The organism is Streptomyces sp. NPDC006610 (assembly GCF_040611575.1).
In the GTDB taxonomy this organism is placed as follows: Bacteria; Actinomycetota; Actinomycetes; order Streptomycetales; family Streptomycetaceae; genus Streptomyces.
On record NZ_JBEXOP010000004.1, the window covers coordinates 104,731 to 124,636 of the forward strand.

Consider the following 19,906-nt stretch of genomic DNA (forward strand, 5'->3'; position numbering starts at 1 on the left):
CTCCACACCTCAAGGATGCGGCATCCGCCGCGAAACGAGCAGCGGGTACCCGACGGACCCTGGCACGGGCCACCCAAGACCGCGCCCCACCTGGGGCGCGGCCCGCGTCCTACGGCCGGCCGGCGCCGTGCCGTTCGTCCGGAGCGGGCCGTGGGGCTCCGATTCCGTCCGGAACGGGCGCGGGAGCCTCGGCTCCCTTCCGGAGCGGGCCGCGGGAGCCGGGCTCCCTACCGGCCCCGGCGAGCGGGACCCGGTGTGCAGCCGCAAGGCGGAGGGGAATGTCGGACCGGACCCCGTGTCCGCGGCATGATCCGGGCGACGGCCCTCAGCGCACCAGGCCCCACCGGAAGCCGAGCGCCACCGCGTGCGCACGGTCCGAGGCGCCGAGCTTCTTGAAGAGGCGGCGGGCGTGGGTCTTGACGGTGTCCTCGGAGAGGAACAGCTCACGGCCGATCTCGGCGTTGGAGCGGCCGTGGCTCATGCCCTCCAGCACCTGGATCTCCCGCGCGGTGAGCGTCGGGGCGGCGCCCATCTCGGCGGAGCGCAGCCGGCGCGGGGCGAGCCGCCAGGTCGGGTCGGCGAGCGCCTGCGTCACCGTGGCGCGCAGCTCGGCGCGCGAGGCGTCCTTGTGCAGGTAGCCGCGGGCGCCGGCGGCCACCGCAAGGGCCACGCCGTCCAGGTCCTCGGCGACGGTGAGCATGATGATGCGGGCGCCGGGGTCGGCGGACAGCAGGCGCCGCACGGTCTCGACGCCGCCCAGTCCGGGCATGCGCACGTCCATCAGGATGAGGTCGGACCGGTCGGCGCCCCAGCGGCGGAGGACTTCCTCGCCGTTGGCCGCCGTCGTCACACGCTCGACGCCGGGCACGGTCGCGACCGCGCGACGGAGCGCCTCTCGGGCAAGCGGGGAGTCGTCGCAGACGAGGACGGAAGTCATGGCCGCCCTCCGCAGCTGATGCGCGTCACCTTGAGCCTCCAGGCTGGTACGGAATCGTCACCTGTGCGGTCGACCGGCTCGGACGGCTGCCCGAGCGTTTGAGTTCTCAACCGCCTCCGCACTCTCAACGACGGTCACTCGAAAGAGTTACGGGGCTGTACACCGTCTTCGGCACTCTACGTGAGGGGCCGCACACGGTGCAGACACGCGCATCGGACCCTCAACCTTTCATCACAACCCATGCCCCATTCAGACCCATTTCTTCCCATCCACTGGTGTCTGAGGCTAGATTCGCAATGAGTCATATTTTCATCTCCTTAGATCGTAGTTGTACGGTCGTGGGCACCGTATCCGCTCAGCACGGCTGCAAGGGGTCACGCAATGGCAGATTTCTCCCGCCTTCCCGGACCGAACGCGGACCTGTGGGACTGGCAGCTCCTGGCTGCGTGCCGCGGGGTGGACAGCTCGCTCTTCTTCCATCCGGAGGGCGAGCGCGGGGCGGCTCGGAGCGCTCGCGAGAACTCGGCCAAAGAGGTCTGCATGAGGTGCCCGGTCCGCGCGCAGTGCGCCGCGCACGCGCTGGCGGTGCGCGAGCCGTACGGCGTCTGGGGCGGGCTGACCGAGGACGAGCGCGAGGAGCTCATGGGGCGGGCCAGGCACCGTCTGGTGTCGGCGTCGCCCACCGGGGGAACAGCCGCCTCGAACGACTGAAGGAACGTTTCTGCATCAACTTCCCGCATCACCTTCCCGAATCGACTTTGCGCATCGACTTTGCGCATCGACGCCGGACGCCGGCACGGCGGAACACGTCGACCGCGCGCAGCACAGGACGGGCCACCTCGCCGTCGGACAGCCGACGACGGACGGTGGACCACGCACGCGAACGCACGCGAACCACGCACTGAACCGGGCACGGTGAAACCACGCACGGTGAACCACACACGATCAGGACGGCCCCGATGACACAGCCGACGCCGGTCAGCGCGCGGCGGCCCGCGCCAGCTCGTCCAGGGTGGCCGCGACCGCCGGCACCCGGGCCAGGTCGGGCAGGGTGAGGGCGACGATCTCCCGCCGTACGGCCGGTTCCAGCGTGAGCGCACGCGCCCCGCGCGGCCGTACCGACTCGACGGCGAGCTGGGGCAGCACGGCCACCCCGAGTCCCGCGCCCACCAGTCCGACGACCGCCGGGTAGTCGTCGGTCGCGAAGTCGATGCGGGGCGTGAACCCCGCGCGTGCGCACACCTCCACCAACTGGCCGCGGCAGCGCGGGCAGCCGGCGATCCACGGCTCGCCTGCGAGTTCCCCGATGGCCACGGTCCCGGCCTCGGCGAGCGGGTGCCGTTCGGGCACCATCCCCACCAGCCGGTCGACGAGCAGCGGCCGTACGACGAGGTCCTCCCACTCGTCCGCAGCGGTCTCCCCCGCGCCCGGCGCGCCCGGCGCGCCGCCCGCGCCCTCGTAGCGGAACGCGAGCGCGATGTCGCAGTCCCCGTCCCGCAGCATCGTCACCGACGCGGGCGGTTCGGCCTCCTCCAGCGAGACCCGGGTTCCGGGGTGCGCGGCGCGCAGGGCGGCGAGCGCGGCCGGCACCAGCGTGGAGCTGCCGCTGGGGAAGGACACCAGCCGCACCCGGCCGGCGCGCAGCCCGGCGATGGCGGCGACCTCCTCCTCGGCGGCGGTGAGCCCGGCGAGGATGCCGGAGGCGTGCCGCACGAGGGCCTCGCCCGCCTGGGTGAGGCGCATCTCGCGGCCGGTACGGACGAGCAGCGGGGTGCCGACGGACGCCTCCAGGGCCTTCATCTGCTGGCTGACGGCGGGCTGGGTGCAGCCCAGCTCGCGTCCGGCCGCCGAGAAGGAACCGGTCGCGGCGACGGCGCGCAGCACACGGAGATGACGGGCTTCGATCACCCCTCGAGCCTACGAGACCCCGGTCACTACCCTTGGCCCATGACAACGGCTCTGATTACGGGATCGACCGCGGGGATCGGCGCCGCCTTCGCACGGCGGCTCGCGGCTGACGGGCACGACCTGGTGCTGGTGGCCAGGGACACCAAGCGGCTGCGCGAGCAGGCCACCGAGCTGCACGACCGGCACGGCGTCGAGGCGGAGGTGCTGACCGCGGACCTGGCCACGGACGAGGGCATCGAGGCGGTGGCGGCCCGGCTGGGCGACCGCCGCAGCCCGGTCGACCTGCTGATCAACAACGCGGGCTTCGGCAACAAGGGCCGTTTCCTCGACGTGACCATGGCCGACGAGCTGCGGATGCTGAAGGTGCACTGCGAGGCGGTGCTGCGGCTGACCTCGGCGGCGGCGGAGGCGATGCGCGAGCGGGGGCGCGGCGGGGTGGTGAACGTCGCCTCGGTCGCGGCGTTCGTGCCGCGCGGCACGTACGGGGCGTCGAAGGCGTGGGTCGTGCAGTTCACCCAGGGCGTGGCGCGGGACCTGGCGGGCAGCGGAGTGCGGCTGATGGCGCTGTGCCCGGGCTTCGTGCGCACGGAGTTCCACCGGCGGGCCGGGATGGGCACGGACAACATCCCGGGCTGGATGTGGCTGGACGCCGACAAGCTCGTCGCCGCGGCGCTGGCGGATCTGGCGCGCGGGAAGACGGTGTCGATTCCCGACCCGCGGTACAAGGCGCTGATGGGCGTGGTGAAGGTCGTGCCGCGGGGCCTGCTGGGCGGCATCTCGTCGCGGACGGGGCGCAAGTACGGGCCGCAGTAGCGGTCGCGGGCCGGGCCCGGAGTAGGACAATGGGGCTGTTCGACCGGACCCAGGGGGGCCGGAGGCGGCACCATGACATTCGTACAGGTCATCGACTGCAAGACCAGCCGGTTCGACGAGATGAACCGGCTGATGGACACCTGGGTGGAACAGACCAGGGGCAAGCGCACCGCGACGCACAGCGTGATCGGAAAGGACCGGTCCGACGCGTCGCACTTCATCGAGATCGTGGAGTTCCCCTCGTACGAGGAGGCGATGCGCAACTCCAACCTGCCGGAGACCGACCGGATCTTCCGGGAGATGGTCGCGCTCTGCGAGGAGATGCCCACGTTCACCGATCTGGACGTGGTGCGCGACGAACAGCTCTACGCGCTCACGGTGCGGCGGTTCTTCGAGGTGATCGCCACGGCGGGCGAGCTGCCGCCGATGGACGACCTGGTCGCCGACCACTACCACGACCACGACCCGGCCAACGAGCAGGACACCGTCGGCCGCGAGGCGATGCGGCGCGAGATGGAGGGCTGGCGGTCGGCCTTCGACTTCACGTTCTCCGTCGAGGACCTGATCGCCCAGGGCGACCGCGTGTGCGCCCGCTGGTTCTGGAAGGGCACCCACAAGGGCGACTTCCTCGGCATCCCGCCCACGGGCCGCGACGCCACCATGACCGGCACGACCATCTTCCGCTGCGCCGGCGACGGCCTGATCACCGAGGCGTGGTGGGAGTACGACCGGCTGGGGCTGATGGGCCAACTGGGGGCTTTGGAAGGGCTGGAGCGATAGGAGAGGGGCGGAAACCGGGGCAGGCCACCGGCCCCGGCCCGCCGGCAGTGGGTCGCCGTCGCGCATCGGGAAGTGGTGTCCACGGCACCTCGCGGGGCAGCAGGAGTGGAGGGCTTGTCCCGGGCCGATGGGTGCCGTGGGCGCTGTGCCGGTGAGGGTGGGGAGGGTCGGGCTGTGTTCGAGGGCTTCGAGACCGATCGGGTTGCCGTCGATGGGGCGTCGATCTTCGTTCGCCACGGTGGGGAAGGACCGCCGGTGGTGCTGCTGCACGGTCATCCCCGGACGTCCGCGACCTGGCATCGCGTCGCTCCGCTGCTCGTCCGGCGCGGTTTCACCGTCGTCTGTCCCGATCTTCGGGGGTACGGCCGGTCCACGGGTCCGGCGCCCACCGCGGACCATGCGGGGTACTCCAAGCGGGCCGTCGCCGGCGACGTGGTCGAGGTGATGCGCTCCCTGGGCCATGCCCGGTTCGCGCTCGCCGGGCACGACCGCGGAGGCAGTGTCGCGCTGCGTCTCGCGCTCGACCGCCCCGACGCCGTCTCGCGGGTGGCGCTGATCGACTGTCTGCCTCTCACGGAACACCTGTCCCGCATCACGGCCGAGTTCGCCACGCAGTGGTGGCACTGGTTCTTCTTCGCCCAGCCGGACATCCCCGAGCGGGTCATCAACGCCGATCCGGACAGCTGGTACCACGGCGATCCCCGGAGCATGGGGCAGGAGAATTACGACGAGTGGCGCACGGCGACGAGAAATCCCGCCGTGGTGCGGGCGATGCTGGAGGACTACCGGGCCGGCCTCACCATTGACCGGCGGCACGAGGAGGAGGACCGCGCCGCCGGGACACGGATCCGGTGCCCGGCACTGATCCTCTGGTCGCTCCGCGACGACCTCGAGGACCTGTACGGCGACCCGGTGAAGATCTGGCGCCAGTGGGCCCCGGACGTACGCGGCCACGGCATCGATGCCGGCCACCATGTGGCCGAAGAAGCCCCCGAAGCACTCGCGTCCTCCCTTGCGGGCTTCTTCGCCGGGTGACGTCGGCAAGGGTCCCCTGTGTCCTCGGTGGACGTCGAGGGGCGGGCGGCTGGTCGCCGTCCGCCCCTCCATCGTCGTGTCAGCCGCGCGCGGCCATCCTGACGAACGCGGTCCATCCGTCGACGCCGACGGAAAGAAGCGCCCTCTCCGGCTGCTTGGAGTCCCTGACCAGGACGGCCGTACCGGCGTCCGCGACCTCGACGCAGTCGCCGCCGTCACCCGCGCTGTAACTGCTCTTGAACCAACTCAGCTCGTCAGCGGCAGACTCGGGGCTGCTTGCCTTCATAGCTCTCCCAACAGCTTCTCGACGAAGGCCAAGGACTCCCGGGGAGTCAACGCCTGCGCCCTGAGAACGCCGTACGTCGCTTCCAGCGAGCTGACCTTCTTCGGTTCCGTGTGCAAGGAACTCAGCCCCTGCACCTCCGCGTAGGCCATCCTGCGCTGCTTCTCCGAGTGGATCAATGTGAAGGGCCCGCCGAGTCCCGCATGTTCCTCGCGGTCCGTCGGCATGATCTGCAGCTCGACGTTGCGCTGGTGCCCGTACACGAGGAGTTGTTCCAGCTGACCGCGGAGGACCTCGCGTCCGCCGAGGAGCCGGCGCAGGACGTGCTCCTCGATGACGAAGCTGAGCAGCGGTGCGGGGCGCCGCTCGAAGAGCCGCTTGCGCTCCATGCGCGCGGCGACACGCTGTTCCACGACCTCCTCGTCCAGCAGCGGGCGCCACATGGAGAAGACCGCCCGCGCGTACTCCTCGGTCTGCAACAGGCCCTTGATCACATGGCTGTCGTAGGCGTGCAGCTCGACCGCCTCGGCCTCCAGCTGTACGTAGCGGCGGAAGAACGTCGGGTACCGGGCCCGGTCCACCTCCTCCTTCATCACCACCAGCACGCCCCGTGCCCCGACCTCCCGGTCCACCGCGTCGATGAGTTCGGGCTTCGGGATCCGCCTCCCCTGTTCCACGGCCGCGATCTGCGCCTCGCTGTACCCGACCCGCTCGCCCAACTGCGCCCGCGTGAGCCCGGCCGCTTCGCGCAGCAGCTTCATCTGGCGGCCGAAGCAGCGCAGAAAAAGCGCGCTCGCGTCCGGCTCCGCCTCGCCCACACCCGAGTCCGCACCCACGTCCATGCCGTGCCGTCCCTTGCCGTCGGACCATCACTCTCCGTGGCGGCAGACTAGGCCGCCGCCGCGTCAACGGCCCGCGGAATCCGGCAGGTTGATTCGTACGGGTGAACGCAGCCCGGGACGGTCGTCCGTGCCTGCCGCCGGATATTCGTCAACTCCGTTGTGCCTCCATCCACTACGGCAGGTTCCTGCAGTCCACGACCCGGATGCGCCTGGCGCAGCCGCCGCCGGGCGGCCCGAACACGGCCGAGGTGATCAAGACGGAAGAGAAGGGGACCGACGTCCACATCGCCGCGCACATGCTCCGGGACGCCTTCCGCAAGGACTGCGACCTGGTCGTGCTGGTCAGCAATGACAGCGATCTGTGCGAGCCGCTGCGCATGGTCAAGGAGGAGTTCGGCGTGGACATCGGCATCCTCAACCCGTTCGACCGGCCGAGCCGGTGGTTGCGACAGGTCGAGCCGTCGTTCATGAAGCCGATCCGGGCGGGCGCCGCTCGGGACTCGCAGTTGCCCGACCCCGTGCCGCTGGGCAACGGCAGGGAGGTGCGCCGGCCCAAGGAGTGGGTCTGAGACACCCGGCAAGAGCAGAGGCCCGCCATGTCTCCGTGGCGGGCCTCGCGCCTGCTCGCCGCGACGAGCAGGGGGTTCTCGACCAAGCTGACAGATCAGTAGAGCCCTACCAAGCGGTACGGTGCGCAGCCCCCGCTCCGGGCGGTCACGCGGGGCGACCCGCCCGACAGGGAACCGCGCCGCCGCTCGTGCGGAGAGCGCGGTGCGCGGCGGGACATGACGAAGCCCGGCGCCCCCGGAGTCCTGGGGCGCCGGGCCGACGTCCACCACTACCGGTGAACGGTGAGCGTCAGTGCGAGTGGCCGTGGCTGTGGCCGTGGCCCGCGTCGGCCGGCTCCTCTTCCTTCTTCTCGACGACCAGGGTCTCGGTCGTCAGGAGGAGGGAGGCGATGGAGGCGGCGTTCTCCAGGGCGGAGCGGGTGACCTTGACCGGGTCGATGACGCCGGCCTTGATCAGGTCGCCGTACTCGCCGGTCGCGGCGTTGAAGCCCTGGCCCTTGTCCAGCTCGGCGACCTTGGAGGTGATGACGTAGCCCTCCAGGCCGGCGTTCTCGGCGATCCAGCGCAGCGGCTCGACGGCCGCCTTGCGGACCACGGAGACGCCGGTGGCCTCGTCGCCGGTCTTGCCGAGGTTGCCCTCGAGGATCTTGACGGCGTGGACCAGCGCGGAACCGCCACCGGAGACGATGCCCTCCTCGACCGCGGCGCGGGTCGCGGAGATGGCGTCCTCCAGACGGTGCTTCTTCTCCTTCAGCTCCACCTCGGTGGCGGCGCCGACCTTGATCACGCACACGCCGCCGGCCAGCTTCGCGAGGCGCTCCTGGAGCTTCTCGCGGTCCCAGTCGGAGTCGGTGTTCTCGATCTCGGCCTTGATCTGCGCGACGCGGCCCTGCACGTCCTCGGACTTGCCGGCGCCGTCGACGATCGTGGTGTCGTCCTTGGTGACGGTGACGCGGCGGGCGGTGCCGAGCACGTCCAGACCGACCTGGTCGAGCTTGAGGCCGACCTCCTCGGAGATGACCGTGGCGCCGGTGAGGACCGCCATGTCCTGCAGCATCGCCTTGCGGCGGTCGCCGAAGCCGGGGGCCTTGACGGCGGTGGCGTTGAAGGTGCCGCGGATCTTGTTCACCACGAGGGTGGAGAGGGCCTCGCCCTCGACGTCCTCGGCGATGATCAGCAGCGGCTTGGAGGCGTTCGTCTGGATGATCTTCTCCAGCAGCGGCAGGAGGTCCGCGATGGCGGAGATCTTGCCCTGGTGGATGAGGATGTACGGCTCGTCGAGGACGGCCTCCATGCGCTCCTGGTCCGTCACGAAGTACGGCGACAGGTAGCCCTTGTCGAAGGCCATGCCCTCGGTGAAGTCCAGCTCCAGACCGAAGGTGTTGGACTCCTCGACGGTGATGACGCCGTCCTTGCCGACCTTGTCCATCGCCTCGGCGATCAGCTCGCCGACCTGCTGGTCCTGGGCGGACAGCGCGGCCACGGCGGCGATGTCGGACTTCTCGTCGATCGGGCGGGCCGAGGCGAGCAGGTCGTCCGAGACCGCCTTGACGGCGGCGTCGATGCCCTTCTTCAGGGCGGCCGGGGAGGCGCCCGCGGCGACGTTCTTCAGGCCCTCGCGGACCAGCGCCTGGGCCAGGACCGTGGCGGTGGTGGTGCCGTCGCCCGCGATGTCGTTGGTCTTGGTCGCCACCTCCTTGACGAGCTGGGCGCCGAGGTTCTCGTACGGGTCCTCGATCTCGACCTCGCGGGCGATCGTGACACCGTCGTTGGTGATGGTGGGAGCGCCGAACTTCTTGTCGATGACGACGTTGCGGCCCTTGGGGCCGATCGTCACCTTCACCGTGTCGGCGAGCTTGTTGACGCCGCGCTCGAGGGCGCGACGGGCGTCCTCGTCGAACTTCAGGATCTTCGCCATGGCAGCGGGAGCCCTCTCGGAAAGTCAGGGGTAAAGAAACTGCGCCCCGGGCGCCCGGCTTCTTATGGGTCGCGGGGGGCCAGGGGCGCAGCTGGAAGCAAAGGTGCCTCGGGTGGTGCCGGGTGAACTACTTCTCGATGATCGCGAGCACGTCGCGGGCCGAGAGGACGAGGTACTCCTCGCCGTTGTACTTCACCTCGGTGCCGCCGTACTTGCTGTAGAGCACGACGTCGCCGACGGAGACGTCGAGCGGAAGGCGGTTGCCGTCCTCGAAGCGGCCCGGGCCCACGGCCAGGACGACGCCCTCCTGGGGCTTCTCCTTGGCGGTGTCCGGAATGACCAGGCCAGAGGCCGTGGTCTGCTCGGCGTCCAGCGGCTGGACCACAATGCGGTCCTCGAGCGGCTTGATGGCAACCTTGGAGCTGGCGGTCGTCACGATCCGACCTCCCCCTTCGGAGATCTCACGGGGTTAACTGTCTGAGGTGGCGACCAGGTCGATCCGTCGTCGCGGGTGCCGGACCTGCCCGTCGCGTTGTTGGCACTCTCCTGGGGGGAGTGCCAGACCTGAGACTATGACTGCGGTTAGCACTCGGTCAAGCGGAGTGCCAATGCCGTGCGGCGCGTCGCGGGGTTCCCGGGCGACCGACGGCTTCCCGGGCGCCCTGCGTTCGCGCTCGCGTCGACCCGGAGGCCGCCTTCGGTGTCACCTCACGTAGTCCTCCAGGCGGGCCACCCTCAGCCCCGCCCTCCGGATCTCGCGCAGAAGCGATCTGGTGCGTTCGTGCAGGGGCGGGGACGCGGCGTCCGCCGACGGGAGGGTGACGACGTCGCCGGGGCGGAGGCGGGCCGGGGCGGAGCGGAAGGCCAGGGTGTCGGACGGCATCGTGGCGCGCCACAGGACGACCGCCGTGATGCCGCAGTCGGCCGCCGCGCGCAGGGTGGTGCGGTCGTAGGCGCCGTGCGGCGGGCGGAAGAGGTGCGGTCGGACGCCGAAGCGGGCGCGGAGTTTGCGTTGCTGGCCGCAGATCTCGGCGCGCTGGCCGGCGTAGGGCAGGCCGCGCAGGGCGGTGTGGTCGAGGGTGTGGTTCTGGAGGGTCGCGCCGACCGCGCGCAGGCGGGCGAAGTGGGCGTAGCCCGGGCCCACGACGCTGTCCGTGAGGAACATGCTGACGGGCAGCCGCAGTTCGCGGACCATGGCGACGAAGCGGGGGTCCTTCTCCGCGCCGTCGTCGTAGGTCAGGAAGACGACCGGATCGCGGGTGGGGACGTGGTCGACCACCGGGGGCAGGCGCCGGTGGCCCGCCGGGTGGTCGCCGCGCGCGGGGCGGCCGTCGGGGGCGACGGGCTGGGTGCAGCCGCACAGGAGGGCCAGGAGCAGCACGGCCGCCCGCCGGCGGTGGCTCACAGGTAGTCCTCCAGGCGGCCCACCGCGTAGCCCTCGGCCGTGACCTTGTCGAGGAAGCGGCGGATCATGTCGGGCATGGTGCCCTTCCAGTCGTCGCGGCCCCGGAAGTGGCTGAGGACGATGTCGCCCGGGCGCAGCCGGCGGTCCCATTCGCGGTAGTCCCAGCGGTCGGCGAAGACCTCCTCGTTCCAGAGGGGGACGTGGGTGATGCCGCAGGACTTGGCGGCGCGCAGGGTGTCCCGGTTGTAGTTGCCGAAGGGCGGGCGGAAGAGGGCGGGGCGCTTGCCGTAGCGCTTCTCGATGACGTCCTGCATGCCGCAGATCTCGCGCTTCTGCTCGGCGTACGACAGTCCGGGCAGGTAGGGGTGGCGCAGGGTGTGGTTGTGCAGGGCGACGCCGCCGGACTGCATCCGCTTGAAGTAGCCGTAGTCCTCCTTGACCAGGTAGTCGCTGAGGAAGGCGCTGTAGGGGACGCGCAGTTCGCGCATCATGCGCAGGAACTCGGGGTCCTTCTCCGCGCCGTCGTCGATGGTGAGGAAGACGACCTTGCGGTCGGTGGGGACGGTGGTGAAGACCGGCGGCAGGTTCAGCTCGCGGTGGTCGTCGACCTCGAAGCCCTCGCGGGTCCTGATCAGCGGCTTCCTGGCCGGGGGCGCGGGGGCGCGCAGGGGGACGCGTTTCAGGTTCCAGCGCCTGGCGGCGGCCGCGCGGACCGTGTGCTCGGCCTGGAGGCGGCCCGCGTAGGCGTCGAGCGCGCGGGCGGGCGGGGCCTTCAGGGGCGCCTGCCGGCCCGGGGCGGGGGCCGGGCCCACCTCGGCGTCCCCGGCGCCTCCGGGCGCGCAGCCGGCGGCGATGGCCGCGCCGGCGAAGGCGGCGATCGCGGCCCTCACCGCCGTACGCCGTGCCCTCTTTTTGTCATTTTGTACGACTACTCCCATGCCGTCGGATCCTCGCAGCCGCCGCCCCCGGCACCCGCCCGACACCGCCGCCGGAGGCGCACCATCCACCGACTGGCCGACAATGACCCGGTGACCGACCTTCTCGCCCCGCTGCTGACCCCCGAAGGCCGTGCCCTCCTCGACGAGGTGCGCGGCACGGACCCCGCACAGGAACTCGCCGTCGCCACCCGGCTGCGGCGCGAGCACCCCGCCGAGCTGGTGTCGGCGGCGCTCGGGCAGGCGCGGCTGCGGCAGCGGGCGGCGGCGAAGTTCGGGGCGGAGGACGCCGGGCGGATGTTCTTCACGCCCAACGGGGTGGAGCAGTCGACGCGGGCGAGCGTGGCCGCGTACCGGGCGGGCCGGATGAGGGAGCTGGGCGTGACCTCCGTCGCCGACCTGTGCTGCGGGATCGGGGGCGACGCGATCGCCCTCGCGCGGGCGGGCATCCGGGTGCTCGCCGTCGACCGGGACCCGCTGACGGCCGCGGCGGCGCGGGCCAACGCCGAGGCGCTGGGGCTCGCCGACCTGATCGAGGTGCGCGAGGCCGACGTCACCGAGGTCGACACGGCCCCGTACGACGCCGTGTTCGTGGACCCGGCGCGGCGCGGCGGGCGTGGGCGGATCTTCGACCCGGAGGCCTACTCGCCCCCGCTGTCCTGGGCCGTCCGGGCCGCCGCCGCTGCCCCGCACGCCGCGCTGAAGGTCGCCCCCGGCATCCCGCACGAGGCCGTCCCCGACGCCGCCGAGGCGGAGTGGATCTCGGACGGCGGGGACGTGAAGGAGGCGGTGCTGTGGTTCGGCACCGAGCCGGGGCTGATCCGCGCCACCCTCCTGCCCGGCCCGCGCTCCCTGCGCTCCCGCGCCCTGCCCGACCCGCCCGTGCGCCCCGTCGGCCGCTACCTCTACGAGCCCGACGGCGCCGTCGTCCGCGCCCACCTGGTCGCCGAGGCGGCCGAGGACCTCGACGGCGGCCTCATCGACGAGACCATCGCCTACGTCACCGCCGACGAACTGCGCCCCACCCCCTACGCGACCGCCTACGCGATCACCGACCGGCTGCCCTTCAACGTGAAGCGGCTCAAGGCGCTGCTGCGGGAGCGGGAGGTCGGCGTGCTCACCGTGAAGAAGCGGGGTTCGGCCGTGGAGCCGGAGGAACTGCGCAGGAAGGTGCTGCCGAAGGGCCACGGCCCGCACTCCGCGACCGTGTTCCTCACCCGCGTCGCGGGCGCCCCGGCGATGCTCCTGGGGCACCCCGCGCAGGCCCAGCGGCCCCTGTAGGCGCCTCCGGGTCGGCCGCCAGCGCACGCGCGCGTGCCCGCAGCCACTCGCGCTCCCGCTCGTTCCCGGCCAGCGCCGCGGCCCGCTCGAACTCCGCGCGCGCCTGGGCCGTACGGCCGAGGCGGGCCAGCAGGTCGCCGCGGATGCTCGGCAGCAGGTGGTAGCCGCGCAGGGCGGGCTCGGCGGTCAGGGCGTCGACGATCTCCAGGCCGCGCGCCGGGCCCTCGGCCATCGAGACGGCGACCGCGCGGTTCAGTTCCACGACCGGGGAGGGCGCGCGGGCGGCGAGCATCCCGTAGAGGGTGGCGATCCGCGCCCAGTCGGTGTCCTCGTAGGCGGGCGCGTGGGCGTGGCAGGCGGCGATGGCGGCCTGGAGGACGTACGGGCCGGGCGGGCCGGAGGCGGTGGCTCCCGCGCGTTCCAGGGCGGCGACGCCGCGCGCGATGAACAGGCGGTTCCAGCGGGCGCGGTTCTGGTCCTTCAGCAGGACCGGCGCGCCGTCGGGGCCGGTGCGGGCGGCGGTGCGGGAGGCCTGGAACTCCAGCAGCGCGGCCAGCCCGTGCACCTCGGGCTCCTTCGGCATCAGGCCGGACAGCACGCGGGCCAGGCGCAGGGCGTCCTCGCACAGGCCGGGGCGCAGCAGGTCGTCGCCGGCGGTGGCGGAGTAGCCCTCGTTGAAGATCAGGTAGATCACGTCGAGGACGGAGCCGACACGGGCCTCGCGATCGGGGCCGTACGGCACCTCGAAGGCGGCGTTCTTCGCGGCCAGGGTGCGTTTGGCGCGCACGATGCGCTGGGCGACGGTCGGCTCCGGCACGAGGAAGGCCCGGGCGATCTCGGCGGTGGTGAGGCCGCCGAGCAGCCGGAGGGTGAGCGCGGTGCGGGCCTGCGGGGACAGCACCGGGTGACAGGCGGTGAAGACCAGCCGCAGCAGGTCGTCGTCGATGTCCTCGGGGTCGGCGGGCTCCTCCGGCGGCGGCGCGGGCTCCAGGCCGCGGCCCATCTCGGTGAGCTTGCGGGCGTAGGTCTCCCGGCGGCGGACCAGGTCGACGGCGCGGTTGCGGGCGGTGGCCGTGAGCCAGGCGCCGGGGTTGTCCGGGACGCCGTCGCGCGGCCACCGCTCCAGGGCGGCGACGAGGGCGTCCTGGGCCAGTTCCTCGGCGATGCCGACGTCCCGGACCACACGGGCGACGGCGGCGATGACGCGGGGCGACTCGATCCGGAAGACGGCCTCGACACTGCGGCGGACGTGGGCCGCAGCGGCGGCGGCCGTGCCGGGCGGGTCGTCGTCGGGGGGCCGTGGTGACGGCTGCGGTGACCTCACAGCCCCCCATTCGACACCCGTACGACGGCCCCGGCAAAGGAGCAACGGGGCCGGGGCGGCACGGCGGCCGGGCACGGGCGGGGTCGGCGGGCGCCGGAGGCTCAGCCCTCCTCGACCTCCCGCACCTCCAGCTGGAACGTCAGCTCCTCGCCGTGCGCGGCCAGGAACCGCCTGGACCACTCGACGGCCTCCGCCTTGTCCTTGCACTGCAGGAACGCGTAGCCGCCGACGACCTCCTTGGTCTCCGTGAACGGCCCGTCGACGACGGTGATCCGGCCGCCCTCCGTGCGGACCCGGGTGCCCTGCGCGGACGGCTGCAGCCCGGCGGTGTCGAGCAGCACGCCGGCCCTGGTCATCTCCTCCAGCAGTTCTCCCATCCGCCGGTGGACCTCGGGGCTGGGGACCCCGGGGGCGATGCTGTTCTCGTCCAGCTCGATGAGCATGAGGAAACGGGGCATGGTGACTCCTTCAGGGTGGGGGCGGGGTCCGTTCCCCGCCTCTCACCCCTGCGTCGAACGGGGCACGCCCGGATCGACACCCGCCCCGGAATTCCCCGAGGATTTTCTCGCCGTGCCGCCGCGGCCCCCTCCAACCCCTACCGCAGCGCCTCCCACAGCTCCCCCGCCTCCGGCTCGTCCGCCACCACCCGGTTGGCGTCCCAGGGCGCCGGGACCACCGGCATCGTCACCGTCTCCACGGCCTGCGCCGGCAGATCCCGCAGACTCTCCCCGAGGCCCACCAGCTCGCCCAGCGAGTCCAGGCCGGTGTCGGTGGTGAGGCTGCCGGTGACCGCGTCGGCGACCTGGTAGAGCCGGGCCGGGTCGGTGAACAGGCTGGTCGCGGCGATCTGCTCCAGCAGGGCCCGCACCAGCCGGTGCTGGAGGCCTATGCGGCCCAGGTCGCTGCCGTCGCCGATGCCGTGCCGGGTGCGGGCGAGGCCGAGCGCCTGCTCGCCGTCCAGGCGGTGCGTGCCCGCGTCGAGGTGCAGGTGGCTCAGGTCGTCGTCGATCGCCCGGTCGAGGGTGACGGTGACGCCGCCGAGGGAGTCGACCAGCCGGGCGAACCCCGCGAAGTCGATCTCGATGTAGTGGTCCATGCGGACGCCGGTCATCGTCTCGACGGTCTTCACCGCGCACACCGGGCCGCCCACCGCGTAGGCGCTGTTGAACATCGCGTGCTGGGCCGGCCGCGTCGCCCCGCCGGACTCCAGCGGGCAGGACGGGCGGGTGACCAGGGTGTCGCGGGGGATGCTGACGACGGTCGCCCCGGTGCGTCCGGGGTCGAGGTGCACGACCATCGCCGTGTCGGAGCGCGCGCCGGTGCTGTCGCCGCCGCCGAGGGCCCGGTTCTCGGCGCCGCTGCGGGAGTCGGAACCCAGCACCAGGATGTTCAGGGCCTCGCCGGGGACCGGCGAGGGGGTGGCCGAGGAGGTCGCGGCCGGCGTGATCACGGGCCTCGGCGGACGGTCGTCGCCGAGGGCGCTGTTGATGTCGACGCTGGTGATGTTGTCGTTGAGCCGCCAGTAGATCCAGCCGCCGGCCGCGGCGCCCAGCACCAGCACGCCGGCCAGGGAGAGGCCGGCGGCCTTCAGGAGTCCCGGCCGCCGGCCCACCGTCCCGCCCTCGCCCCCGTGTTCGTCACGTCCCTTCACATGAGGAACGTAAGTCCGAATTATTACGGGCGGGGATGCCGGGCCGTCTTTTCTTCGGAAAATCTCATATTCAACTTCATTCGACGGCCGGTGCGAGGGCGGTGCGAAGGCGGTTCTCGTCCCGTCCCGGGGCCGCCCTCAGCCCAGGGTCACCGTGGGCGGCGGGCGGGCGCCTCCGAAACATTCGATGGTGCAACCGAAAGGACCTCGGAGAGTCTCGGCCCCGCCGCACCGCCCGTCAATGGGTCACTTTTCGGCCATGGCCGTCACCGCGGCGGCGGGGCGGTGCTGCTGCGCACCACCAGGCTGGTCGCCAGTTCGACCCGGGTCGCCCCCGCGGAGGCGTTCGGCTCGGCCCGCCCCAGCTCCAGCAGCAGCCGGGCCGCCGCCTCGGCCATCTCCGTCAGCGGCTGGCGCACGGTCGTCAGCGGCGGGCCCACCCAGTGCGCCACCGGCAGATCGTCGAACCCGACCACGCTCAGGTCCTCCGGGATGCGCAGCCCCAGCTCGCGGGCGGCCTCGTACAGGCCGAGCGCCTGGAGGTCGTTGCCGGCGAAGACGGCGGTGGGCCGGTCGGGGCGGCGCAGCAGGTCCAGGCCGAGCCGGTAGCCGGACTCGTGGTGGAAGTCGCCGGACCTGATCAGGCCGGTGTCCACGGGCAGCCCCGCGGTCTCCAGGGCGGCCCGGTAGCCGTCCACGCGGGCGCGGCTGCACAGCATCCGGGAGGGTCCGCTGATCGCGCCGATCCTGCGGTGGCCCAGCTCCACCAGGTGCCGGGTCGCGGCGAGGCCGCCCTGCCAGTTGGTGGCGCCGATCGAGGGCACGTCGGTGCCCGGGTCGCCGGCCGGATCCATCACGACGAACGGTATCGAGCGGCTGGTGAGCAGGGCGCGCTGGGCGTCGTCCAGCTCCGACAGCACGAGGATCACGCCGTGCGGGCGCCGGGCGGCGACCTGGTCGGCCCAGGTGCGGCCGGGAGTGAGCCGGCCCGCGCTCTCCGACAGCACGACGCTCAGTCCGGCGTCCCGGGCGACGTTCTCCACGCCGCGGATGACCTCCATCGCCCAGGCGCTCTCCAGTTCGTGGAAGACGAGGTCGATGAGCGGCGACCGGGAGGCCTCGGCCCGGCGCCGCCGGTACCCGTGCGAGCGCAGCAGCTCCTCGACCCGGCTGCGGGTGGCCGGGGCGACGTCGGCCCGCCCGTTGAGCACCTTCGAAACAGTCGGCGCGGACACGCCGGCCTCACGGGCGATTTCGGCAAGCGTGGCGGTCTGAGCGGTCCGCCCTGCCGTCGGGGCTTCTGCGGGTTCGGCGGGAGTCATGGCGGCGATCGTATCTCCGTGCGCGTTCGGGGGGACCCCCCGAATACGCCGACTTGTCGCAATATTCGGCAGTTCTATCGACAGATTCGACGGCGGTCGGCGTCCCTGTGGCCAACACGTGAACGCCCGGCCACCGACAGCGGTGAGTCCGTCACCCCTTCGGCCGTGCCGCCGCAGCGCGCGCAACCGTTCGGCGGCCTGGTGCCGGACACGCTTGGTCCGCCCGTCCCGGCTCAGTTGCTCCAGGACCCCGGTCGAGGTCGACTGCTCGGCGGCGCGCCGCTGAAGCCAGTCGGACCAGTGCCTGATCTCGTCGTCGGCGAGAGCGTATGCCGCCCCGACCTCGCCGCTCACGTGTTCGAGGACCCGCAGGTCCCGTACGCGCTGAACGGCGAAGGCACGCTTCTGCGCCGGTTTGGCGATCCGCTCGGCCCAGCCGAGCCGCTCCGCTGCCGAAACCCGCTCGACCATCCGCAGCACCACGGACACGGCGACCGACGGTTCGGGCTCCAGCCCGACCGTCTCCCGCAGCGGCCCCCATTCGGCCGGTGATTCCATGGCCCGCAGACAGACCTCCCAGCGCACGTGCTCATCGGAGAGATCTCCGGGCTCCACGCCGGTGCGACGGGCGATCCCCAGGACGGCGGACTCCAGGTCCGAGCGGTCAGCAGCCATTGGCACGGGCGATTCTGTGAGCGGCCATGCTCTTTCTGATGGCCTTGCGGATCTCCCTCGGATTGTCGTCGACGACGCGCTGCTGTTCCCGGGTCAGCTGGACGTCGGCGTCGCGCGGCTTGCCGTTCTGCCCGATCGCGATGCCGTGCCCCTTGATGCCCGGTCCCGGCGAGTGCCCATGTGCCGGTGCGTGATCGTTGGAGGCGTTGACGATCGGCAGGCCGCGCCCGGTCTCGGGGTCTTCGGGCGGACCTGTACCTCGGGGTGTCCTGGCCTGTCCCCGGTCACTGCGATACGCAGGTGACGCATGCGCGCACGACGAAAGGCGAACTCAAGGGAGCCGGAGTGCCTTCGGCGCGAAACGGCCGTGAAGACCCGGCCTCGGTCCCGCCCTCAGTCCTGCCCTCGGTCCCGCCCGACCGACTCGAACCGCCACCGGTGCACTGCCCGCGTCACCAGCTCCCCGTCCGGCTCCGGCAGTTCGGGCAGGTCGGCGTCGTACGGCGCGTCCCACCAGGTGATGACCAGGACGCGGTCCCCCGGCGCCCGGAAGGTCTCCCGGCGCAGCGGCCCGGCGCCGGGTAGGTGCTGGGCCCGGGCCCAGGCCAGGAGTTCGGCGCCCCGGCCCTCCACCGCGCGGGCCTCCCACATCAGCGCGACGGTCACGGGTACAGGTTCTCCTTGCTCACCTCGTGCACATGGTCGTGGCCGGGCACGTGCGGGTCCGTCACCGGCAGGGAGGAGTCCGCGGACAGGTCCCAGCTCGACGCCGCCCGGTTCCGCGCGACCATCTCCGCGCCGAGCGCCGCGACCATCGCGCCGTTGTCCGTGCACAGCTTGGGGCGCGGCACCCGCAGCCGGATGCCGGCCGCCTCGCACCGCTCCTGGGCCAGTGCCCGCAGCCGGGAGTTGGCCGCCACGCCGCCGCCGATCATCAGATGGTCGACGCCCTCGTCCTTGCACGCCCGCACCGCCTTGCGGGTGAGTACGTCCACCACCGCCTCCTGGAAGGACGCCGCCACGTCCCGCACCGGCACCTCCTCCCCCGCCGCCCGCTTGGCCTCGATCCAGCGGGCCACGGCCGTCTTCAGGCCGGAGAAGGAGAAGTCGTACGCCGGGTCGCGCGGGCCGGTCAGACCGCGCGGGAACGCGATCGCCGCCGGGTCGCCCTCGCGCGCGTACCGGTCGATGACCGGGCCGCCGGGGAAGCCCAGGTTCAGCACCCGGGCGATCTTGTCGAAGGCCTCGCCGGCCGCGTCGTCGATGGTGGAGCCCATCGGGCGGACGTCGGAGGTGATGTCCGCGGACAGCAGCAGCGAGGAGTGGCCGCCGGACACCAGCAGCGCCATCGTCGGCTCGGGCAGCGGCCCGTGCTCCAGCTGGTCGACGCAGATGTGCGAGGCGAGGTGGTTCACCCCGTAGAGCGGCTTGCCCAGCGCGTACGCGTACGCCTTCGCCGCCGACACCCCCACCAGCAGCGCGCCCGCGAGGCCGGGGCCCGCCGTGACCGCGATGCCGTCCAGGTCCCGCGCCGAGACCCCCGCCTCCTTCAGCGCGCGGTCGATGGTCGGCACCATCGCCTCCAGATGCGCCCGTGACGCCACCTCGGGGACGACGCCGCCGAAGCGGGCGTGCTCGTCCACGCTGGAGGCGATGGCGTCGGCCAGCAGGGTCGTGCCGCGGACGATGCCCACGCCGGTCTCGTCGCAGGAGGTCTCGATCCCCAGGACCAGGGGTTCGTCAGCCATTGATCTCGGTTCCTTGCGTTCCGTGGAGGGAGAGGGAGGGGTCGGTCAGCCGCATCACCAGGGCGTCCACGTTCCCCGGCTGGTAGTAGCCGCGCCGGAAGCCGATCGGCTCGAAACCGAACCGCTCGTACAGCTTCTGCGCCCGGACGTTGTCGACCCGGCACTCGAGCAGCACCTCGGTGCACTCGAAGGCGGTCGCGGCCCGCAGCAGTTCGGTCAGCAGCCGCGCGCCGAGCCCGCTGCCCCACAGCTCGCGGGCCACGGCGATGGTCTGGACGTCGCCGATGTCGCCGGCGGTGGCCAGCCCGGCGTACCCGACGACGCGGCCGTCCCGCTCGGCGACGACGTACCGCCGGGTCGCCTCGGGGCCCCGGGCGTGCGCCAGTTCCGACCAGAACATCCCCCGCGACCAGGCGTCCTCGGGGAACAGGGCCCTCTCCAGCTCCAGCACGGGGTCGATGTCCCACCAGCGCATCTCAC

General features: G+C 72.4%; 21 protein-coding genes. 6 read left to right on the forward strand and 15 right to left on the reverse strand.

Going from position 1 to position 19,906, the window contains the following annotated elements:
* Positions 1 to 325: 325 nt before the first annotated feature.
* Positions 326 to 937, reverse strand: coding sequence for a response regulator transcription factor (locus tag ABZY13_RS04840; RefSeq protein ID WP_003948568.1), 612 nt, complete (start codon positions 935 to 937; stop codon positions 326 to 328).
* Between the two features lie 381 nt (positions 938 to 1,318).
* Between ABZY13_RS04840 and ABZY13_RS04845 the strand changes: the two genes are divergently transcribed.
* Positions 1,319 to 1,648: a WhiB family transcriptional regulator gene (locus tag ABZY13_RS04845; RefSeq protein ID WP_356627448.1), complete on the forward strand. Its 330-nt coding sequence runs from the start codon at positions 1,319 to 1,321 to the stop codon at positions 1,646 to 1,648.
* Positions 1,649 to 1,915: 267 nt separating this feature from the next.
* Here ABZY13_RS04845 and ABZY13_RS04850 read toward each other — a convergent pair whose 3' ends face one another.
* Entirely contained in the window at positions 1,916 to 2,845 is a 930-nt protein-coding gene (locus ABZY13_RS04850) for a LysR family transcriptional regulator (RefSeq protein WP_356627449.1), read from the reverse strand.
* Between the two features lie 39 nt (positions 2,846 to 2,884).
* Between ABZY13_RS04850 and ABZY13_RS04855 the strand changes: the two genes are divergently transcribed.
* The 3 genes from ABZY13_RS04855 (at position 2,885) to ABZY13_RS04865 (ending at position 5,473) form a co-directional block, all read left to right on the forward strand.
* Entirely contained in the window at positions 2,885 to 3,658 is a 774-nt protein-coding gene (locus ABZY13_RS04855) for an SDR family oxidoreductase (protein WP_356627450.1), read from the forward strand.
* 72 nt (positions 3,659 to 3,730) lie between these two features.
* Complete coding sequence (locus ABZY13_RS04860) at positions 3,731 to 4,438, forward strand: ester cyclase (RefSeq protein ID WP_356627451.1); 708 nt, start codon at positions 3,731 to 3,733, stop codon at positions 4,436 to 4,438.
* Between the two features lie 174 nt (positions 4,439 to 4,612).
* Positions 4,613 to 5,473 (forward strand): alpha/beta hydrolase, encoded by an 861-nt coding sequence (locus ABZY13_RS04865; RefSeq protein WP_356627452.1) that lies wholly within the window; start codon positions 4,613 to 4,615, stop codon positions 5,471 to 5,473.
* A 79-nt stretch (positions 5,474 to 5,552) separates the two neighbouring features.
* Here ABZY13_RS04865 and ABZY13_RS04870 read toward each other — a convergent pair whose 3' ends face one another.
* Positions 5,553 to 5,759: a DUF397 domain-containing protein gene (locus tag ABZY13_RS04870; protein ID WP_356627453.1), complete on the reverse strand. Its 207-nt coding sequence runs from the start codon at positions 5,757 to 5,759 to the stop codon at positions 5,553 to 5,555.
* Entirely contained in the window at positions 5,756 to 6,598 is an 843-nt protein-coding gene (locus ABZY13_RS04875; protein ID WP_356627454.1) for a helix-turn-helix transcriptional regulator, read from the reverse strand. The genes ABZY13_RS04870 and ABZY13_RS04875 overlap by 4 nt, the downstream gene beginning before the upstream one ends.
* Positions 6,599 to 6,801: 203 nt before the next feature.
* Here ABZY13_RS04875 and ABZY13_RS04880 point away from each other — a divergent pair, with 203 nt between their 5' ends.
* Positions 6,802 to 7,167, forward strand: a complete 366-nt coding sequence (locus ABZY13_RS04880) for an NYN domain-containing protein (RefSeq protein WP_356627455.1) — start codon at positions 6,802 to 6,804, stop codon at positions 7,165 to 7,167.
* Positions 7,168 to 7,456: 289 nt separating this feature from the next.
* Here the strand turns inward: ABZY13_RS04880 and groL are convergent, their stop codons facing one another.
* From groL to ABZY13_RS04900, 4 genes are all read right to left on the reverse strand, one after another.
* The gene (gene groL, locus ABZY13_RS04885) at positions 7,457 to 9,085 is read right to left on the reverse strand and encodes a chaperonin GroEL (RefSeq protein ID WP_356627456.1); all 1,629 of its coding nucleotides are present in this window, start codon (positions 9,083 to 9,085) and stop codon (positions 7,457 to 7,459) included.
* Positions 9,086 to 9,212: 127 nt separating this feature from the next.
* A complete protein-coding gene (gene groES, locus ABZY13_RS04890) occupies positions 9,213 to 9,521 on the reverse strand; it encodes a co-chaperone GroES (RefSeq protein ID WP_014178834.1) in 309 nt (102 codons plus the stop codon).
* Between the two features lie 267 nt (positions 9,522 to 9,788).
* Positions 9,789 to 10,490 carry a polysaccharide deacetylase family protein gene (locus ABZY13_RS04895; protein ID WP_356627457.1) on the reverse strand — a complete coding sequence of 234 codons (702 nt, stop codon included), beginning with the start codon at positions 10,488 to 10,490 and terminating at the stop codon, positions 9,789 to 9,791.
* Positions 10,487 to 11,428: a polysaccharide deacetylase family protein gene (locus ABZY13_RS04900; protein ID WP_356627458.1), complete on the reverse strand. Its 942-nt coding sequence runs from the start codon at positions 11,426 to 11,428 to the stop codon at positions 10,487 to 10,489. The genes ABZY13_RS04895 and ABZY13_RS04900 overlap by 4 nt, the downstream gene beginning before the upstream one ends.
* 90 nt (positions 11,429 to 11,518) lie before the next feature.
* Here ABZY13_RS04900 and ABZY13_RS04905 point away from each other — a divergent pair, with 90 nt between their 5' ends.
* Positions 11,519 to 12,706 carry a class I SAM-dependent methyltransferase gene (locus ABZY13_RS04905; RefSeq protein ID WP_356627459.1) on the forward strand — a complete coding sequence of 396 codons (1,188 nt, stop codon included), beginning with the start codon at positions 11,519 to 11,521 and terminating at the stop codon, positions 12,704 to 12,706.
* Here ABZY13_RS04905 and ABZY13_RS04910 read toward each other — a convergent pair.
* The 7 genes from ABZY13_RS04910 to rimI all read right to left on the reverse strand — a co-directional run bounded on the left by ABZY13_RS04910 (position 12,639) and on the right by rimI (position 19,901).
* A complete protein-coding gene (locus ABZY13_RS04910) occupies positions 12,639 to 14,030 on the reverse strand; it encodes a sigma-70 family RNA polymerase sigma factor (RefSeq protein WP_356627460.1) in 1,392 nt (463 codons plus the stop codon). The genes ABZY13_RS04905 and ABZY13_RS04910 overlap by 68 nt on opposite strands.
* Positions 14,031 to 14,131: 101 nt before the next feature.
* On the reverse strand, positions 14,132 to 14,488 hold the full coding sequence (locus ABZY13_RS04915) for a YciI family protein (protein ID WP_356627461.1): 357 nt from the start codon (positions 14,486 to 14,488) through the stop codon (positions 14,132 to 14,134).
* Between the two features lie 137 nt (positions 14,489 to 14,625).
* Positions 14,626 to 15,681 carry an LCP family protein gene (locus ABZY13_RS04920; protein WP_356627462.1) on the reverse strand — a complete coding sequence of 352 codons (1,056 nt, stop codon included), beginning with the start codon at positions 15,679 to 15,681 and terminating at the stop codon, positions 14,626 to 14,628.
* 266 nt (positions 15,682 to 15,947) lie between these two features.
* Positions 15,948 to 17,003: a LacI family DNA-binding transcriptional regulator gene (locus ABZY13_RS04925; protein ID WP_356627568.1), complete on the reverse strand. Its 1,056-nt coding sequence runs from the start codon at positions 17,001 to 17,003 to the stop codon at positions 15,948 to 15,950.
* A gap of 1,068 nt (positions 17,004 to 18,071) precedes the next feature.
* Positions 18,072 to 18,344, reverse strand: a complete 273-nt coding sequence (locus ABZY13_RS04930) for a hypothetical protein (protein ID WP_356627463.1) — start codon at positions 18,342 to 18,344, stop codon at positions 18,072 to 18,074.
* A complete protein-coding gene (gene tsaD / locus ABZY13_RS04935; RefSeq protein ID WP_356627464.1) occupies positions 18,341 to 19,426 on the reverse strand; it encodes a tRNA (adenosine(37)-N6)-threonylcarbamoyltransferase complex transferase subunit TsaD in 1,086 nt (361 codons plus the stop codon). Before tsaD ends, ABZY13_RS04930 begins: the two co-directional genes overlap by 4 nt.
* Positions 19,419 to 19,901, reverse strand: a complete 483-nt coding sequence (rimI, locus tag ABZY13_RS04940) for a ribosomal protein S18-alanine N-acetyltransferase (RefSeq protein WP_356627569.1) — start codon at positions 19,899 to 19,901, stop codon at positions 19,419 to 19,421. The genes tsaD and rimI overlap by 8 nt, the downstream gene beginning before the upstream one ends.
* Positions 19,902 to 19,906: the final 5 nt, after the last annotated feature.

What these genes read in the sequence shown, in the direction of transcription:
- ABZY13_RS04870 (WP_356627453.1), bottom strand. Translation starts at nt 5,759, where the DNA reads ATGAAGGCAAGCAGCCCCGAGTCTGCCGCTGACGAGCTGAGTTGGTTC.
- ABZY13_RS04925 (WP_356627568.1), bottom strand. Translation starts at nt 17,003, where the DNA reads ATGACTCCCGCCGAACCCGCAGAAGCCCCGACGGCAGGGCGGACCGCT.
- ABZY13_RS04855 (WP_356627450.1), top strand. Translation starts at nt 2,885, where the DNA reads ATGACAACGGCTCTGATTACGGGATCGACCGCGGGGATCGGCGCCGCC.
- ABZY13_RS04860 (WP_356627451.1), top strand. Translation starts at nt 3,731, where the DNA reads ATGACATTCGTACAGGTCATCGACTGCAAGACCAGCCGGTTCGACGAG.
- ABZY13_RS04875 (WP_356627454.1), bottom strand. Translation starts at nt 6,598, where the DNA reads ATGGACGTGGGTGCGGACTCGGGTGTGGGCGAGGCGGAGCCGGACGCG.
- ABZY13_RS04840 (WP_003948568.1), bottom strand. Translation starts at nt 937, where the DNA reads ATGACTTCCGTCCTCGTCTGCGACGACTCCCCGCTTGCCCGAGAGGCG.
- groL (WP_356627456.1), bottom strand. Translation starts at nt 9,085, where the DNA reads ATGGCGAAGATCCTGAAGTTCGACGAGGACGCCCGTCGCGCCCTCGAG.
- ABZY13_RS04900 (WP_356627458.1), bottom strand. Translation starts at nt 11,428, where the DNA reads ATGGGAGTAGTCGTACAAAATGACAAAAAGAGGGCACGGCGTACGGCG.
- tsaD (WP_356627464.1), bottom strand. Translation starts at nt 19,426, where the DNA reads ATGGCTGACGAACCCCTGGTCCTGGGGATCGAGACCTCCTGCGACGAG.
- rimI (WP_356627569.1), bottom strand. Translation starts at nt 19,901, where the DNA reads ATGCGCTGGTGGGACATCGACCCCGTGCTGGAGCTGGAGAGGGCCCTG.
- ABZY13_RS04845 (WP_356627448.1), top strand. Translation starts at nt 1,319, where the DNA reads ATGGCAGATTTCTCCCGCCTTCCCGGACCGAACGCGGACCTGTGGGAC.
- ABZY13_RS04880 (WP_356627455.1), top strand. Translation starts at nt 6,802, where the DNA reads ATGCGCCTGGCGCAGCCGCCGCCGGGCGGCCCGAACACGGCCGAGGTG.
- ABZY13_RS04915 (WP_356627461.1), bottom strand. Translation starts at nt 14,488, where the DNA reads ATGCCCCGTTTCCTCATGCTCATCGAGCTGGACGAGAACAGCATCGCC.